Source organism: Paenibacillus tundrae (genome assembly GCF_036884255.1).
Lineage (GTDB): Bacteria > Bacillota > Bacilli > Paenibacillales > Paenibacillaceae > Paenibacillus.
In genome coordinates this window covers 1758051-1773051 of record NZ_CP145605.1, presented here as the reverse complement: position 1 = coordinate 1773051, position 15001 = coordinate 1758051, and the positions used below count along the sequence as shown (strand labels likewise).

Below are 15001 nucleotides of genomic sequence, written 5' to 3'. Positions count from 1 at the left end.
CAACGCTTAATCTATCGGCCCCTCGATCGCCTTCCCTAATTTCAACTGAAATTGTACAGAATCAGGCGATAGATTATTCACGTATATTCGGTACATCCCACTTTCAGGTACTTTGATCGTTACGCTGCCTGTTCCGGATTCTACAATTTCACTATAGATTTGCTCATCAGTCATCGACATAAGTCCAATTTCAAGTTCGTTTACTTTTTCACTCGTTACAACCATTTTGAATGATTCATCTTGCTTGAATGGAAGTTGCCCAAAGTTATTGCTTCTTGAAGCACTCATGTAAATATCCAGATTCTTGCTATCTTTTGTTTCAATCATTCCGATCATATTTACTTCTTCTTCCACTTCTGACGGAACCTCATCTTCAGTCGGCAGGGTATGATTCACAGCTGTAGTATCAGCTGTGATTGAGTTCCCCCCGTTATGCTCCATGTCATCACTGTTCATAACATAGATGATGATGCCAACTGCTACTGCACATAACATTACACTACTTGTCCAAACCCACATCTTCTTTTGTCGATCTTGCATACATATCCTCCACCTAACCGATCTCTTCCTTTAAGATTTAGTATCCCGTTCTATATGTACGAACACCCATTTTTTCATGTTTTTCCCTTATGTTTCACTCAATCATACCATAAGCTTTACTAACTTCACTCAATTACTTTCCATTTTATAACTCATAATTCTAATGAAACGGGTTGACACTGGTATGAGGTACTTTTATAATAAAAAAATAAAACATATGAGTAGTTGTTCATATGTTCATAATTAAATCATATTAGTCGTTCCACGTTTCATCAACTGCTTCTTAATGAGACATTTTTTTTCTAAAAGGAGAGAATTCCGTATGTCTGGACATCATCACAACCACGACCATGGTCATCATCACGCACACACCAACAACAAGAAAGTTCTGCTCATTTCCTTTATCATCATTACCCTGTATATGTTTGTTGAAGCCGTTGGTGGGTTTATAACGAACAGCCTGGCACTAATATCAGATGCAGGTCACATGCTCTCAGACTCCATTGCCTTGGGAATTGCTTTGTTAGCATTCACATTTGGTGAGAAAGCTGTGAACACAGGTAAAACCTACGGATATCGGCGTTTTGAGATTCTAGCCGCTACACTGAATGGGATTACCCTTATCGGTATCTCCCTATATATCTTTTACGAAGCCATTGGTCGCTTCATTAACCCACCCGAAGTAGCAACCGTAGGCATGCTGATCATCAGTACGATTGGATTGCTCATTAATATACTGGTTGCCTGGATTATGATGCGTGGCAGTGACACAGAGAAAAATCTGAATATGCGCGGCGCATACTTACATGTCATCAGTGATATGCTCGGCTCTGTTGGGGCTATTGCTGCAGCTCTGCTCATGATGTTCTTCGGTTGGGGCTGGGCAGATCCATTAGCGAGTGTGATTGTCGCTGTACTTGTGTTACGCAGTGGTTTCTTCGTTACCAAATCGTCCTTACATATCCTCATGGAAGGTACACCTAAGAATGTAGATCTGAATGATCTTGTACAAACGATCCAAAACGTAGACGGCGTGCAAGGTGTGCATGATGTGCATGTATGGTCGATTACCAGCAACCTGAATGCACTCACCGCTCATATTGTCGTAGATGGCAAGATGGATGTGTATGCATCCGAAATGTTGGTTCAGAAGATTGAACATCTGCTGGAGCATAAGGAAATTAAACATGTGACTTTACAGGTGGAGTCTGAGAAACACATGCATGATCGTTCGGTATTATGCACCGTCAAAGGCGACGCACCAGATGCGCACGCGCACCATCATCATTAAAATGGACACTTTAGTGTCCATTCCAAAAAAGGGGCTATTCCCGCAAATGGGAAAGCCCTTTTGATGATTCGTGCATTCCGCACTGCTCCATTGTCCCTATCTTAATCTCCACCACCGCCACAAGACGAGCAACTGGATGAACTACAAGAAGAATCTGAAGAAGATGAGCCTGAAGAAGAATCAGAATCTCCAGAAGAATGACTGTGATGATCGCTGGAATGGTCTGCATAACAACTGGAACTACTCGAACAGCCGCTACTTGACGAAGCCGCCTTCTCCCTCGGGAAAATGTCTTGTTCCAGACTCTCCATGTGCATTTCATACGTTGACTCATCTTGTATGGAGTAATATACCATTGCACTTGCCATGAGAAGAGCCACATTGCTCGTACCTGAGCCTGTCTTTTCAAAAGATAACTCTTTCTCGTTCAGGTTGGCTGATCGTTGTAACTGCTCGATTAGGTAAGTAACCACTTGCGCTGTCTCAGGTTCCTCCTGCGTACGCCTAGCATGGAAAAGCTGGTTCACCAGTTCAGACCGGTTCCCCTGTACAATCAGCTTCTGTATGTCGCCAGATAACGGATATCTGAAGAAATCACCCCAGATCGCGGAACTATACGGAGTGAACTCAAAGAGCTGACAATATACCCAGTCAAACCAAGCACGCGCACCTGGCGTATCACTGCGAGTAACTGCTGGCTCATGATGTACCATGGCACCCATGAATTCTGTACAAAAATCGGCGTACGATCTTGTAAACATCAGCATTTCATGCCACAACTGATCCACCTGTTCACTGAACATAGGCACCTGCTTCAGCAACGAAGCCATAATGAAGTACCGCTTGAGCTCTAGCAGCTTCCACTGATACTCTAGCTTATTCATGTAAGGATGCTCCTGTTGCATCCGTAATTCAAGTTTATCTTCAGAATGTGTATAAAAATGTGTTTGGAAGCTAGCTTCCAGTCTCTGAATGGTCTGGTTATATGCAATCTCTTTGCGTAGTCCAAGATTCTGAGGTAAATTGGTACTTCTGTACATGTTCTTCCGACGCCTTCTTCGGCCTCTTGTGGAACGATTTCCTTTCAGCTTACGCCCTACTGCAACTCCTATGATAATGAAAATAGCTGCTCCAAAGTAAAAGATCCACACCACAATACAGTCTCCCCTTCCTGACTCTCTCTATGTATATTCACACCTTCCATTTAGTATAAATGAGGATCATTAACTATGAAAAGAGCCCTTTGGCATACATGCCAGGGCTCTATCGTTGCTATGTTATTGCTACATAACATCTTATGACAATGCAATGACTAGACTCGTTATAAGAAGTAGAAGGGTTACAGGTGTCCAGATTCTTCGTTCCCACACACTTGGTGTCATAAGATTCATTATCGTGCCGAGCACCAAGTAGGCAATGATAAACCAAATCGCTGTATCAGCAAACGCTGACCATGCAGGCATTAGCGAACCTGATTTACTTAAAACAATGACTCCGATCAGTGCCAGAATGGCGATCTGAAACAAACAAATGAAACGCATAAATAGGGGGTATTGACCAGGGAATTTCCCACCCATCGCATATTCGCCCCATGGTACACCAGCAGCTAACGCAGCTTGGAAAAGAATGACCACAACAATCAACATAGCGAATATGATCTCTGACATGACAATCATTACGACCACTCTCCCCAAATAAATGAGAAAATATGACTTTAGCAACTAACCTTTACAACACTATATGCCCAAGTCCTTCACTAAATACAGCAATAATTCATCATCTACCATCACCGGTTGTCCAGGTACCACTTGAACATTCTTATACATGATCCCTTTCCCATCCATGACATAACCACGCTTGGTATACATCATTTGGGCATTGCCATAATCTTGATACAACCCTACGCCGAGTCCAATACGTGTGTAATCTCGGGCTGCAATGTTCTCCATCTCATCGAGTAACGCGCTGGCAATTTTCTTTCTTCTGAATTCAGGAAATACGTTGAGATCATTGATTTCGGGAATATTTTCGATGTTGAAAAACGGATACTCCGAGTGATGTAACAGGTGGCAAGCTCCTGCAAGTACCTCATTACAGAATGCCAATAGGGTTACTCGCGTTCCTTGTACATTCTCTTCCAAACACTTCGCAAAGTAATTTCCTGAACGATACCATGGAAAATGATTAACGAACTCACGATCCAACATGGCTGCTTGTTCCTGGGTCGAGAGTTGTTTTAGCGTAATACTGCTCATCTTCACTACCTCCGCTTCTTGTTTATGCTCCCCAACTAAGCTCCTCTTGATATGTATACTGATTCCCGCCTTCATAGGCGACTTGACCATAATATACTTTCACACCTAATTCTATTGAAATCCCTAATCCAACCGTATGAACCTCTACCTCTGAGTTATGATACTTTAACCTGACCGGACATTCGTAACTAGCTTGCTCCCCGTTGTGCGCTCTTGAAATATTGATATACACCTCTGTATTACTTAGGTCGCTTGAGCCATATTCGTACCATTCCCATGTATCTTCATAATCTCGATGAGAATCATCCAAGCCACTGAACAAGTTGACGTCTTGGATAAAATCGGTCATCTCTCGTTGGATATAAAACCAGAACTGCTTCTGTCCCATATTTCTTCGCTCCTAATTCAATGCTATCCTCTATCTATAGAGAAGCTCTTTCATATATTTCAGTGAATACTGAATCATAACAATACTCAAGGCTAAGTTGATTGCAACCAGACTAAGACATGCCCATCTAACAACGTGTGCAATATTAATATCTACTGTTAGAATGGATACTTCACTTTCACCAAGGAACACACTAGCAATTAACGTCACAATGCTTAGAAGAATAAAGGTACTGATCATAAATAAAATAAGATACAATGGATTTTTAGCATTCTTAAAAATATAGTTTTTTCTAAATCTTTTAGATAACATGCCTTCCTCTTTTAATCCTTTGATATAGTGGTCCCACCTAAAGGTACCAATGCTGGCCACAAGTGCCGCAATGGCTAATGCGCCGGTGATATTGACCTGAACGAATAACTCAATGAAATCTTTGAGATCTTCTGGCTCTACATTAATTAAACTCAAAAATATCACTAGTAATATTAAGCTAAATGAATGAATGCTTATGTATTCGTACCATCTCAGCCTTACCTTTCCCTTGTCGTAATCCTTCAACGTTGCAACTCCTTCTAGTTATTCATGCTGTGGAATCTTCCTACGCATATACAATGCGACCTCTTCACTTCCTGTATCGTTATTGGAGTATAGTGAGAGGTCAATTCCTTCGATCTGAAATCCGCATTGCATATAGAACTGTACAGCGGCTACATTGGTATTTTGCGTCTCGACCGTCACCGCTCGTAACCCGTTGTCTCTAGCCAATTCGGCCATCTTATCGATAAGAATCTTGCCGTACCCTTTCCGCTGATGACGCTCATGAACCTGAAGATGCCAGATTAACAACGTATTATTCCAGTATTGAGGCTCAGCAATCGCAAGTGCTACTAACTGCTGATCGACATATACCCCATACGAATACCCCATTGTAACAAGCTGGTTATATCGCTCCAGATCCTCTTCATCATTCATTTCTTCCTTCACATACGGCGGATCTACATCAATGAGATGGAGTCGTACGGAGTAAGAGTAAGGTATCTCCGTCTCTTCTCTTGAACATTCCAATTTACGTGTGGAGACGTATCCAAAATGTCCGAGCTGAGCAAATTCATCCATCGTGATTGATGTGATTGGTCTTAATTCCACAGGTAGTCCTCCTTATAACTTGATCACACACCCAATATGACACTAAGTCGTTGCAATACTCGTAACCACACCTTCTCCCACATTGTAATACAACGCTCTCCCATCAATATATAAGCAATCCCATTCTCTGTATACAGGTTGGTCGAACATCATCACGATTTTCTTCATGGTATGATTGATTTCTTGAACTCGAATGACCTGACGATTCGGCACTGTTCGCTGTTTCTTCGCTTCATTAAACCAAGCCCTGCATTCTTCTTCCGTCAAATCTTCTGCGTACATCCCAATCTGGTTCTCCAATAGTGTCGCGAGCGAAAACGTATCATGCCGTTCTGGTGAATATGATCTTGAACCATTGATTCTCCACAGATCATAGACATCCTCACTCATCAAATAACGCTCTCCATCCACATGTACTGTTCTCCCTAAGGATTGGATCTCTTGCTGCAATGCCGTGTATAATTCTCGACTCCAAAATAAACTTCCATATCGAATGCCCGAGGCCGCCATAAATTCTCGGTTCAAAGATGAATATTGATTACGGAGTGGTTCTTTCCAAACAACATATTCACCGAGATCCAGAACCTCTACATATCCCGAATACGAGCATCCGGGGTAAAAACAATGTTCACACACATCAATTTGAATCATATTGAGTTCTGCGCCCAGATCGTACAGATTTTGAGAGATCAATTGACCATTAACATATAATTGGAACGTGTCATTAGGTGTTGGTACGATTTTATAGTTCTGTGCTTTAATAGGTTCACCCCTCCAATGGAACATTTAATGTAAAATAAAATCTGACTCCATTAGGCGTATTCACAGCCCCGTACGATTGCTGGTGTAATTGCATAATTTCCTTCACGATGGATAATCCTAGACCGGTTCCCCCTGCTTGGCGACTGCGAGCATCCTCTTCCCGATAGAAACGATCCCATATCAGGGATAATTCATGCTCTGCAATAGTTGACCCCTCATTTTCTACCGATACACAGACATTCTGCTTCTGTACATCATGCTGGATAAGAATCTGAATTGGGCTTCCTTCCGTACCGTTACGAATAGCATTACTGAGATAGTTCAGGAGTACCTGTTCAATTTTCTCGGGATCCGCCCAAGCGTGCACGTTCCGATCTCCCTGAATTTGAATCTCCATGCGCTTCGCCTTCGCAAGCTGCTTCATCTTCTCCATGGACTCTAATGCAAGTTCATTCACCGAGAATAACTCACCATGTAACTTCACTGCTCCGGCTTCCAGCCGAGTAAGCTCCAACATGTCTAGCACTAATTTCTCCATCCGATCCGCTTCTCGTAAAATGGTACGGATGTATCGCTCTCTTTTATTTTCGGCGATCTGGTCCAGAAGCCCTTCGGCATACCCCTTCACCACACTAATCGGTGTCTTGAGCTCATGAGATGCATCGGAAACAAAGCGCTTTTGCAACTCTTCCATTTTACTCTTGTATTCCATCTCCAGTACTAGCTTCTCATTCGTCAATTGAAGTTCCTTCAATGTGCGATCCAGATTCGAAGAAAGGCTGACCAAGCTCTCTGACAGACTTCCCAGTTCGTCTTTACTTTCAATAGAAGAGATCGCAGTGAAATCAAGCTTCGCCATACGTGCCGCGTTTCGGTTCAGCTGTAATAGCGGGCGCGAGACCATTTTGGAGAATAAAAACGAAAGAACCACAATAAGCAGCAACGCCCCGGTAATACTGAAAAAGGCATAATACACTTCAAGTGCGCCAAATGCCTCGCCAAGCTGGGTTAACGGTGTTAATGCAAATAAATACTCGATCACCTTACCATCACGTAGGATGGGCTGGACAAACACGAGATTATGTACCCCGCTAATGGGCTCCTTCCACTCCATATGAAACGCTTCTCCCCGGTTCACCTGCTCGTTATACTCGGCTGGCAGAGGGAACCATACCTTAAGCGCAGCAGCCATAATGCCTTCTCTGTTATTCCACTGTCCGGGTGCTGGCAACAATAGAGAATCAATCGTTCCGCTCACCTCGATAACGCCTTCTCGATTCGCATTATACGGTAGTGATCCTACTTCAGGGGAGCCATTCTTACGAATGACATAGGGAGAGAATAACGAATGCCCTTGCTCCACATAGTACTCTCCCTGTACCGTTATGCGATCGCCAGGCTGCAAGCCATATGCCGTCAATGCGGACATATCCGGAAAAAAGGAGACTGCAATGGATAACGGCTGCCCTGCGTCTGTACTCAGTTGAATGCGGAACGGGTTATCGTAACGAACCTCTCCGTCTGTATCCAGAATCGCCATTTGCACATGATTTTGCGTAATGAAGCTGCCCATAACGGTTGGTGTCTTCTCAGCAGGCCATTTCTGCTGGGTGTAATCCGAAGCGAAGGAGGCTAACTTTTTACCGAGTTCAGTCGTTCGCTCATGCTGGTAGAAACGTTCGAAGAACCAGAAATGCCCGGCCACAACTGCTGCAAAGAAAACGATATAGAATACCAGGTTTGCCACAAACAGCTTAAATACAATGCCTCTTGGCTTCATGACTCAACCTCAAATTTGTAACCAATGCGAAACACCGTGCGGATGTAACGAGCGTCTGCATCGAGCTTTTTACGCAGATTTTTGATATGTGTATCCACGACACGAGGGTCACCAAAATAGTCCACGCCCCACACCTGATTTAACAGATGTTCACGCGTTAACGGAAAGTTCTTATTTTTCAGCAAATGCAGCAGCACATCATACTCTTTATAAGACAGCTCAATAGGCTGGCCGTTAATCTCCACAAGACGCTTTCTCTCATAAATGACCGTATTTCCAAAAGAAATCATTGGATCCTCCTGACCCATCGTGTGCTCCACACGTTTCATCAGCGTCTCTGCACGAGCAACCAGCACTCTTGGACTGAAGGGTTTGGTTACATAATCATCCGCTCCCAGTTCAAAACCTAGCAGCTTGTTCTCCTCCTCGGACTTGGCGGTCAGGATGATAATGGGCACCGTGGATTGTGAACGTATCTGCTTACACACATTCCAGCCACTCACTTTCGGAATCATCAGATCCACAATGACGAGATCAACTGGACGCGTCTCGAATAACTCCAATGCCTCTTCCCCGTTGGCCGCTTCGATCACTTGCCAAGAGGATTGTGTGAAGTAATCACTGACCAGTTCACGAATGGATTCCTCATCTTCTATTAATAAAACGGAACGTCTCACAGTTCTCCCCCTAAAAACACATGAATCACACAACTGTAATGTATTATAGCAACAATGATAATCATTTTCATTAAAATTGAACGTTGAAAAGGAGATGAAGGTGTTCCAGCATGTCTCTCTCAATTCAAAGCACATCTCATTCCTCTCCTGCTAGAAAGCGCTGGGGTCTATCGAAACGGGTATGGATCTACCTGATTTTGATCGTGCTACTTCTGTGTGGTTGTTACTTAGCCATGATATTTCATTTGCAGCCCAGTCGGAAAGAACCGATCTTGTTCAACTGGTTTGGCTGGTATGATAACGAATCACTGATTCGCTCAGTCACTACGATTCGTCTGCCAAGGATCATCGCAGCGGCTATAGTCGGAGCGGCACTTGGCATTGCTGGTTGCTTGCTACAGTCGTTAACGTCTAATGATCTAGCTGATCCTGAAGTCATGGGCATTAATCAGGGAGCCAATATGGCAATTGCGGTTCTGCTCGTCTTGCTGCAATTTCAGACATTTCGTTTTTTTACGGTCACAGCCTCCATGCTTGGAACAGCACTGAGCGGTATCATCATCTATTTGCTCAGTGTGCGCAGCCGTTTCAGTTCCAGTAGTGTGGTGTTGACAGGACTTGTGAATAGTCTGTTCTTCAGCTCAATGACTACCACTCTCATCATCTTTCATGATACGGATCTGTACCAACTTCTTCGCTGGATGGCGGGCGATCTATCAGGCATGTCCTGGGATGATGTTATCTTCTCTTTGTTCACGCTTGTCCCCATGAGTATCGTTTGCTGTTTATTTGCCGCGCAGTTAAACGTGCTATCCATGGGTGAGGACACGGCCATCTCTGTAGGACAACGACTAACTGTTGTTCGTAGCGGAATTATGATTGCAATTGTCGTACTGGTAGGTGCAGCGACAGCCATATGTGGCCCGATTGGATTCATCGGTCTAATGGCGGTACATATCATTCGTACACTGGTAGGTATAGATTACCGTATCATTCTGCCGCTCGCAGCACTTACGGGCAGCGTTCTGCTGGTATACGCTGATCTGGTTGGGCGAATGTTGTTCTACCCGATTGAATCACCTGTTGGACTTATTACTGCATTCATTGGAGCCCCCTTCTTCATTGTCCTGATGCGAATGCGTGGGAGGAAGAACGGATGAGAAATATGAAGATTATATCTTTCCGTAGCAAAGGTAGTTACTCTCTTCTAATGACTACCATACTAGTGATGATCGTTGTTGTCTTTATCCTGTCACTTCGTTTCGGGGCTACACCGGTTACCTTTGGCGAGATCGCTAACCAGTTCCGTGCACATGCCGGCACCATCTATGAGCTTCGGTTGCCGCGCGTACTCTGCGCCCTACTTGTAGGTGTTTCTGCTTCTGTGGCAGGAGCTATTCTGCAAACAGTGCTTCGTAACCCACTCGCTTCACCCGATGTTATTGGCGCGACGGCAGGTGGTGGACTTGTAACCGTGCTTATTATTCTGCTTGCACCTTTAACGCCAGCGATCTGGCTTCCAGTTTACTCAATGGCAGGTTCCGCAGCAGCAAGTGTACTTATATTCCTTTTGGCTTATCGGCGTCAAGGCAACTCCATGATTCGACTGGCGCTAGTGGGGATCGCTGTAAGTGCGGCTCTGCAAGCCATCATCAAGATGTTAATTGTCAAATACGCCATGAGCTCCAGCCAGGCACTCGTCTGGCTCAAAGGCAGCCTTTACGCACGTAATCTTCAACACGCCGAGCTATTATGGCCATGGACGGTAGCTGGATTAATCGCCGCCATGCTGCTTGTGCGATATCTGAATGTGTTGAAGCTGGATGAGTCGATACTTGTGTCATTAGGCACCCGAGTACGTACCGTCCGAACATTACTACTACTCGTGGCATTGGCTTTATCCGCAAGTGCTGCCAGCATCTCGGGTAATCTCAGCTTTGTTGGACTGATCATTCCGCATCTGTCTCATAAACTGACCGGGGAGAACTTCATCCGTTCCCTACCTTTTACCGCAGCTTTGGGTGCGTTACTTGTCATGCTCGGCGATCTTCTAGGTCGTGTCATTGTACCACCAATGGAGATTCCCGTCGGCATCATCACGTCACTTATTGGTGCGCCTTATTTTGTATATCTAATCATCAAGCAAGGACAGAAAAAATAACACATATGGAGGAAACATACCTAATGAACCGTAAAACACTACTTTGGAGCTTTATCTTAATCATGATGCTGGTGCTCGCCGGCTGTGGGAGTCAAACAGCAGGAAACACCGCAGGGGGTACAGCAGATCAGGGGCAAACTACAAATACTGCTGAAACAGACAATAGTCAGAGAACCTCTGCTTCCGACGTAACGGCAGATCAAAGCTCAAGTGAAGACAAGGCAACTAATGCACCGTCCATTACTTCGAATTCCGATGGTTCCTATGTTGTAAAAAGTGCATGGGGAGACACCACATTACCTCGTTCACCGCAAAAAATTGTAACGCTGCACTTCTCCTTTACGGATGAAGTAGTCTCACTGGGGATTACACCCGTTGGCATCGCTGGTTCTTACAATGCGGAGGTGCTTGGTTATCTGAAGGACAAAGTGACGAACTATACCTTCGTAGGCAATCATCAGCAGCCTAATCTGGAAGTCATCTCTTCCCTCAAACCTGATCTCATTATTGCGAATGCCGATGTCCATGGAGCGATTCGTGATGATCTGGAGAAGATTGCACCAACCATCGCCCTCTACACCAACGGTTATGGTGATATGGAGCAGAACTTCGCTGTGCTCGGAACATTACTCGGTAAAAACAAAGAGCACGATCAGGTGATGAGTGAGTTCAATTCGAACATAGAACAAACGCATTCGCAAATTACCGGCACTCCTAAAGTTATGGTAGTGAAAGTGCTGGAGAAGAACTTTTATATCTGGATGAAGACATCCTATATCGCTACACTGTTAGAGAAGATGGGGGCAGAATATAGCTTCGATGAAACTAAATCCAGTCAGCAGCAAACACCAGGTAAAATTGATGTTGCCGATGTTGATCTCGAAACGCTAGTACAGGAAAACCCAGATTATCTGGTGATCTATGGCGCTCAGGCCGACCTTGATAAATGGATGGGCAACAGCACTTTCCAAACGATCAATGCAGTGAAAAACAACCATGTGCTGGTTGTAAATGACGAAGTATGGGCATTAGGTAAAGGTCCGTTGTCCGGAGCAGAAGTCTTAAAAGAGGCTTTGCCATTCTTTACCAAGTGAAACTAGGGAACTCAATCCCTTACGAAAGACCAACATCAAGTTCATTATTGTTATTGGTTAAAACTAAATTTGACCCATTTAAGTTAGCACTCAAAAAAATTCCACCCCTCATAAAGGGATGGAAATTTTTTTGATTCTATCTTGCTTAGCTTTTATTTTTCTTACATAAATCGGCTCATGTCTGGATAACCGCTGATAGCCCACGCTCCATCAACAATTAGACTCGCTCCATTAACATAAGACGCATCTTCGCTTACCAAGAAAATCGCAGGAGCCGCAATTTCATCAGGTTGGCCTCCTCGTTTCATAGGAATGCGCTCCATGTATGCATCATTAATTTCTTTCACATCAGTTAAAGACGAAGTTAAAGGAGTAAGCACGAGTCCCGGTAAGATTGCATTTACGCGAATATTGTATTGGGACAGTTCCAGTGCGGCATTTTTGGTTAACATCTCGACACCTGCTTTTGCAGATGAATATGCACTTCCGGAGTACATTGGAACATGCGCGTTAAGAGAAGCGACGTTCACGATGGCTCCGCCACCGTTGTCTTTCATGTATCTGGCTTGATGCTTCACAGACAAGAAAACTCCTTTTAAGCACAGGTCAACAGTAAAGTCCCAATCTTGTTCCGTCATATCGACAATGGGAGCTGGCTTTTGAGCTCCTGCCACATTGAATGCATAATCAAGCGCTCCGAATGTCTCAACCGTTTTACGCACGAGGGCTTCCTGATCTTCCTCTTTGATTACATTTGTAACCACAGTAAGGACATTATCCGGATTGGCAGCCTGAATTTCTTTCAAACGATTCTCATTTAAATCACCAATAGCCACCTTTACTCCTTGTGAAAGCAATCTTTCAACGATGGCATATCCTATACCGGATGCTCCGCCAGTAACAATCGCAACTTTGTTTTTCATATTTTGTATCCCCTTTCATTGACGTGTACAAGTATTTTACTACCTCATTTAGATTAAGTATAATTAAAGATATTAAAGCTTATTTAAATAAAACTTAAAACTAAGATTAGATCATACAGTGAAAGGCGTGTAACCTTTGAATATAGACCAAATCAAATATGTACTTGAGGTCGAAAAAACACAATCCATCACTATAGCATCCCAAAATTTGCTTGTAACTCCATCCGCAATAAGCCAGGCCATCTCCAAAATGGAAGAAGAACTGAACCTGAAGCTGTTCAACCGAAATCGTCTAGGCATGTTTCCGCTTGATGAAAACCATAGCATATTCGAAAAGTTGAGATTAATTGTTGAAACGGAGAAAAATATAAAACTTGAAGCCTCCAATATCGGAGCAGTTCTTAAAGGACACATTCATCTTTCAGTCATACCCGGCGGGTTGCTGTCAGTCATCAAGACTATTGCTACGGTAAAGGAAATTCATCCAAAGATCAAAATCGAGGTCTCCGAGAAAACAACAAGCAAGATTATTCAAGATATTCGTCACAACGATGCAGATCTTGGATTAATCGCTATCTATAAGCACCAAGCCGCCACTGAGCTTACGAATTTAAACTTCATTCCGATTACCGAAGGGAAGCTCGTGTTATGTGTACGATCAGACAATCCGTTAGCACAAAAAAGCTTCGTTTCCGTAGAAGATTTGCAAGATCAAACCTTTGTTTTTTTTAACGATGAATATACTGATGAGTTTATTGCTTCTCTGCAAGCATGCAGTGCTGAGGTAAATGTATTATTCAGAACCAATAATTCCGAAAGCATTTCGACCGCTCTCCAATCCTTGGAAGTTGTAACCATAGGACATGAGTACTCCTTCAAATATTTGGCGGGTTTACATCCAAGGAAATACAAACTGTTACATTTTGATATAGTTCAATCACCGATACAAATTGGATGGATCTCAAAATCGGATCTCAAAAGTAATGTGCTTCTGGAAACGTTCCTGAACTACTTTTAAGATTTGAACGTCGATATTGTGCGGTTTGCTCAAAACCAAAATGCATAGAACTCTTCCGAAAACCAAAACCATACAATCCCCAGGATCATCATAACGCTTCCGCATATTTTTAACATCACTTCTACCCAACTTGGAATATCGCCACTCGGTGGGTTATCCTCGAACTCCGCATTGGGTTTAATACGTCTGTATCTCAAGAAGACGAAGCACCTATATAGAATGTCTGGAAAAAAGTACACGATCAAACCCATGATAAACATTGGAATGGATAAATAACCAAATGTACTGGTGTCCCATTCCATCTCGATCATTTTCATTTGATAAGGATACAGATCCATTAATCTTTTATTTAACAAAATGCGCCCGCTCTTCCTGCTGGGAACTAAATATATGATCTGGGTACTTGTTTACCATGGGAGGAAGCTGATGTGCAGGGAAAAATTGAAGCTCTTTCAGCTCGTCATTATCGGGAGAGAGTTGTCCAGCCTTGATTCTGCATTCAAACATAATCGTTATGTATTCAACCTGATGGCCGTTCGCATAGGTAAACCGTTGATCTTCACCACCGTAAACCCCAATGATCTTCTCTGGTTCAATCACAAGCCCCGTCTCTTCCATCGCCTCTCTAACCATCGCTTGAGCTGGTATCTCACCTAGTTCAATAGCTCCAGCAATCAATCCCCAAGTCGACTCCTTATGCTTACGACCAAACAATATCTCCCCTTGCTCATTACGGATAATCCCAGCCACACCTGGCATAAAAATCAGCTCGTTGCCAATCTTATCTCTTAGATTTTGGTAATAGTCAGACATGCCCATATTCTTACATTCCTCCTCTGAATAATTCCACTAGAATTCAACCGTTGAACTTAACTTATTAAAAAGAACGTATTTACCTTTAACTAAGTTTCACTTTTATTCCATCTATGGCGGATTTTTCTTTCATTATTACATTTTACTTCATCC

17 protein-coding genes are annotated in these 15001 nt (G+C 43.4%); 5 read left to right on the top strand and 12 right to left on the bottom strand.

Features of this window, described 5'->3' with window-relative positions; genetic code table 11:
* Positions 1 to 6 precede the first annotated feature (6 nt).
* Positions 7 to 540 carry a hypothetical protein gene (locus V6W81_RS07800; protein WP_338542486.1) on the bottom strand — a complete coding sequence of 178 codons (534 nt, stop codon included), beginning with the start codon at positions 538 to 540 and terminating at the stop codon, positions 7 to 9.
* A 322-nt stretch (positions 541 to 862) separates the two neighbouring features.
* On the opposite strand from V6W81_RS07800, the gene V6W81_RS07795 reads away from it, so the two are divergent.
* Positions 863 to 1831, top strand: coding sequence for a cation diffusion facilitator family transporter (locus V6W81_RS07795; protein ID WP_145053012.1), 969 nt, complete (start codon positions 863 to 865; stop codon positions 1829 to 1831).
* Positions 1832 to 1932: 101 nt separating this feature from the next.
* On the opposite strand, the gene V6W81_RS07790 is transcribed toward V6W81_RS07795, so the two are convergent.
* The 9 genes from V6W81_RS07790 to V6W81_RS07750 all read right to left on the bottom strand — a co-directional run bounded on the left by V6W81_RS07790 (position 1933) and on the right by V6W81_RS07750 (position 8839).
* On the bottom strand, positions 1933 to 2871 hold the full coding sequence (locus tag V6W81_RS07790) for a hypothetical protein (protein WP_338542485.1): 939 nt from the start codon (positions 2869 to 2871) through the stop codon (positions 1933 to 1935).
* 255 nt (positions 2872 to 3126) lie between these two features.
* Positions 3127 to 3507, bottom strand: coding sequence for a hypothetical protein (locus V6W81_RS07785; RefSeq protein WP_338542484.1), 381 nt, complete (start codon positions 3505 to 3507; stop codon positions 3127 to 3129).
* Between the two features lie 60 nt (positions 3508 to 3567).
* Positions 3568 to 4086 (bottom strand): GNAT family N-acetyltransferase, encoded by a 519-nt coding sequence (locus V6W81_RS07780; protein WP_338542482.1) that lies wholly within the window; start codon positions 4084 to 4086, stop codon positions 3568 to 3570.
* Between the two features lie 22 nt (positions 4087 to 4108).
* Positions 4109 to 4474, bottom strand: coding sequence for a hypothetical protein (locus V6W81_RS07775; protein WP_338542481.1), 366 nt, complete (start codon positions 4472 to 4474; stop codon positions 4109 to 4111).
* A gap of 30 nt (positions 4475 to 4504) precedes the next feature.
* Positions 4505 to 5032: a hypothetical protein gene (locus V6W81_RS07770; protein WP_338542480.1), complete on the bottom strand. Its 528-nt coding sequence runs from the start codon at positions 5030 to 5032 to the stop codon at positions 4505 to 4507.
* A gap of 18 nt (positions 5033 to 5050) precedes the next feature.
* Complete coding sequence (locus tag V6W81_RS07765; protein WP_338542479.1) at positions 5051 to 5620, bottom strand: GNAT family N-acetyltransferase; 570 nt, start codon at positions 5618 to 5620, stop codon at positions 5051 to 5053.
* A gap of 42 nt (positions 5621 to 5662) precedes the next feature.
* Positions 5663 to 6271, bottom strand: coding sequence for a hypothetical protein (locus V6W81_RS07760; RefSeq protein ID WP_338542478.1), 609 nt, complete (start codon positions 6269 to 6271; stop codon positions 5663 to 5665).
* A 115-nt stretch (positions 6272 to 6386) separates the two neighbouring features.
* Positions 6387 to 8162: a sensor histidine kinase gene (locus V6W81_RS07755; protein ID WP_338542476.1), complete on the bottom strand. Its 1776-nt coding sequence runs from the start codon at positions 8160 to 8162 to the stop codon at positions 6387 to 6389.
* A complete protein-coding gene (locus tag V6W81_RS07750; RefSeq protein ID WP_338542474.1) occupies positions 8159 to 8839 on the bottom strand; it encodes a response regulator transcription factor in 681 nt (226 codons plus the stop codon). Before V6W81_RS07750 ends, V6W81_RS07755 begins: the two co-directional genes overlap by 4 nt.
* A gap of 110 nt (positions 8840 to 8949) precedes the next feature.
* Here V6W81_RS07750 and V6W81_RS07745 point away from each other — a divergent pair, with 110 nt between their 5' ends.
* Genes V6W81_RS07745 through V6W81_RS07735 form a run of 3 tightly spaced genes read left to right on the top strand, consistent with a single transcriptional unit; the run spans position 8950 to position 12094 of the window.
* Positions 8950 to 9999, top strand: coding sequence for a FecCD family ABC transporter permease (locus V6W81_RS07745; protein ID WP_338542472.1), 1050 nt, complete (start codon positions 8950 to 8952; stop codon positions 9997 to 9999).
* Complete coding sequence (locus V6W81_RS07740) at positions 9996 to 11000, top strand: FecCD family ABC transporter permease (RefSeq protein ID WP_338542470.1); 1005 nt, start codon at positions 9996 to 9998, stop codon at positions 10998 to 11000. The genes V6W81_RS07745 and V6W81_RS07740 overlap by 4 nt, the downstream gene beginning before the upstream one ends.
* A gap of 23 nt (positions 11001 to 11023) precedes the next feature.
* Positions 11024 to 12094, top strand: a complete 1071-nt coding sequence (locus V6W81_RS07735; protein WP_338542468.1) for an ABC transporter substrate-binding protein — start codon at positions 11024 to 11026, stop codon at positions 12092 to 12094.
* Positions 12095 to 12255: 161 nt separating this feature from the next.
* On the opposite strand, the gene V6W81_RS07730 is transcribed toward V6W81_RS07735, so the two are convergent.
* Positions 12256 to 13017 carry an SDR family NAD(P)-dependent oxidoreductase gene (locus tag V6W81_RS07730; RefSeq protein WP_338542467.1) on the bottom strand — a complete coding sequence of 254 codons (762 nt, stop codon included), beginning with the start codon at positions 13015 to 13017 and terminating at the stop codon, positions 12256 to 12258.
* Between the two features lie 136 nt (positions 13018 to 13153).
* Here V6W81_RS07730 and V6W81_RS07725 point away from each other — a divergent pair, with 136 nt between their 5' ends.
* Positions 13154 to 14035 (top strand): LysR family transcriptional regulator, encoded by an 882-nt coding sequence (locus V6W81_RS07725; RefSeq protein WP_338542466.1) that lies wholly within the window; start codon positions 13154 to 13156, stop codon positions 14033 to 14035.
* Positions 14036 to 14380: 345 nt separating this feature from the next.
* On the opposite strand, the gene V6W81_RS07720 is transcribed toward V6W81_RS07725, so the two are convergent.
* The gene (locus V6W81_RS07720; protein WP_338542464.1) at positions 14381 to 14854 is read right to left on the bottom strand and encodes an NUDIX domain-containing protein; all 474 of its coding nucleotides are present in this window, start codon (positions 14852 to 14854) and stop codon (positions 14381 to 14383) included.
* Positions 14855 to 15001 lie beyond the last annotated feature (147 nt).

What these genes read in the sequence shown, in the direction of transcription:
- V6W81_RS07730 (WP_338542467.1), bottom strand. Translation starts at nt 13,017, where the DNA reads ATGAAAAACAAAGTTGCGATTGTTACTGGCGGAGCATCCGGTATAGGA.
- V6W81_RS07785 (WP_338542484.1), bottom strand. Translation starts at nt 3,507, where the DNA reads ATGATTGTCATGTCAGAGATCATATTCGCTATGTTGATTGTTGTGGTC.
- V6W81_RS07735 (WP_338542468.1), top strand. Translation starts at nt 11,024, where the DNA reads ATGAACCGTAAAACACTACTTTGGAGCTTTATCTTAATCATGATGCTG.
- V6W81_RS07780 (WP_338542482.1), bottom strand. Translation starts at nt 4,086, where the DNA reads ATGAGCAGTATTACGCTAAAACAACTCTCGACCCAGGAACAAGCAGCC.
- V6W81_RS07775 (WP_338542481.1), bottom strand. Translation starts at nt 4,474, where the DNA reads ATGGGACAGAAGCAGTTCTGGTTTTATATCCAACGAGAGATGACCGAT.
- V6W81_RS07755 (WP_338542476.1), bottom strand. Translation starts at nt 8,162, where the DNA reads ATGAAGCCAAGAGGCATTGTATTTAAGCTGTTTGTGGCAAACCTGGTA.
- V6W81_RS07795 (WP_145053012.1), top strand. Translation starts at nt 863, where the DNA reads ATGTCTGGACATCATCACAACCACGACCATGGTCATCATCACGCACAC.
- V6W81_RS07720 (WP_338542464.1), bottom strand. Translation starts at nt 14,854, where the DNA reads ATGGGCATGTCTGACTATTACCAAAATCTAAGAGATAAGATTGGCAAC.
- V6W81_RS07745 (WP_338542472.1), top strand. Translation starts at nt 8,950, where the DNA reads ATGTCTCTCTCAATTCAAAGCACATCTCATTCCTCTCCTGCTAGAAAG.
- V6W81_RS07790 (WP_338542485.1), bottom strand. Translation starts at nt 2,871, where the DNA reads ATGTACAGAAGTACCAATTTACCTCAGAATCTTGGACTACGCAAAGAG.
- V6W81_RS07740 (WP_338542470.1), top strand. Translation starts at nt 9,996, where the DNA reads ATGAGAAATATGAAGATTATATCTTTCCGTAGCAAAGGTAGTTACTCT.
- V6W81_RS07800 (WP_338542486.1), bottom strand. Translation starts at nt 540, where the DNA reads ATGCAAGATCGACAAAAGAAGATGTGGGTTTGGACAAGTAGTGTAATG.
- V6W81_RS07760 (WP_338542478.1), bottom strand. Translation starts at nt 6,271, where the DNA reads ATGATTCAAATTGATGTGTGTGAACATTGTTTTTACCCCGGATGCTCG.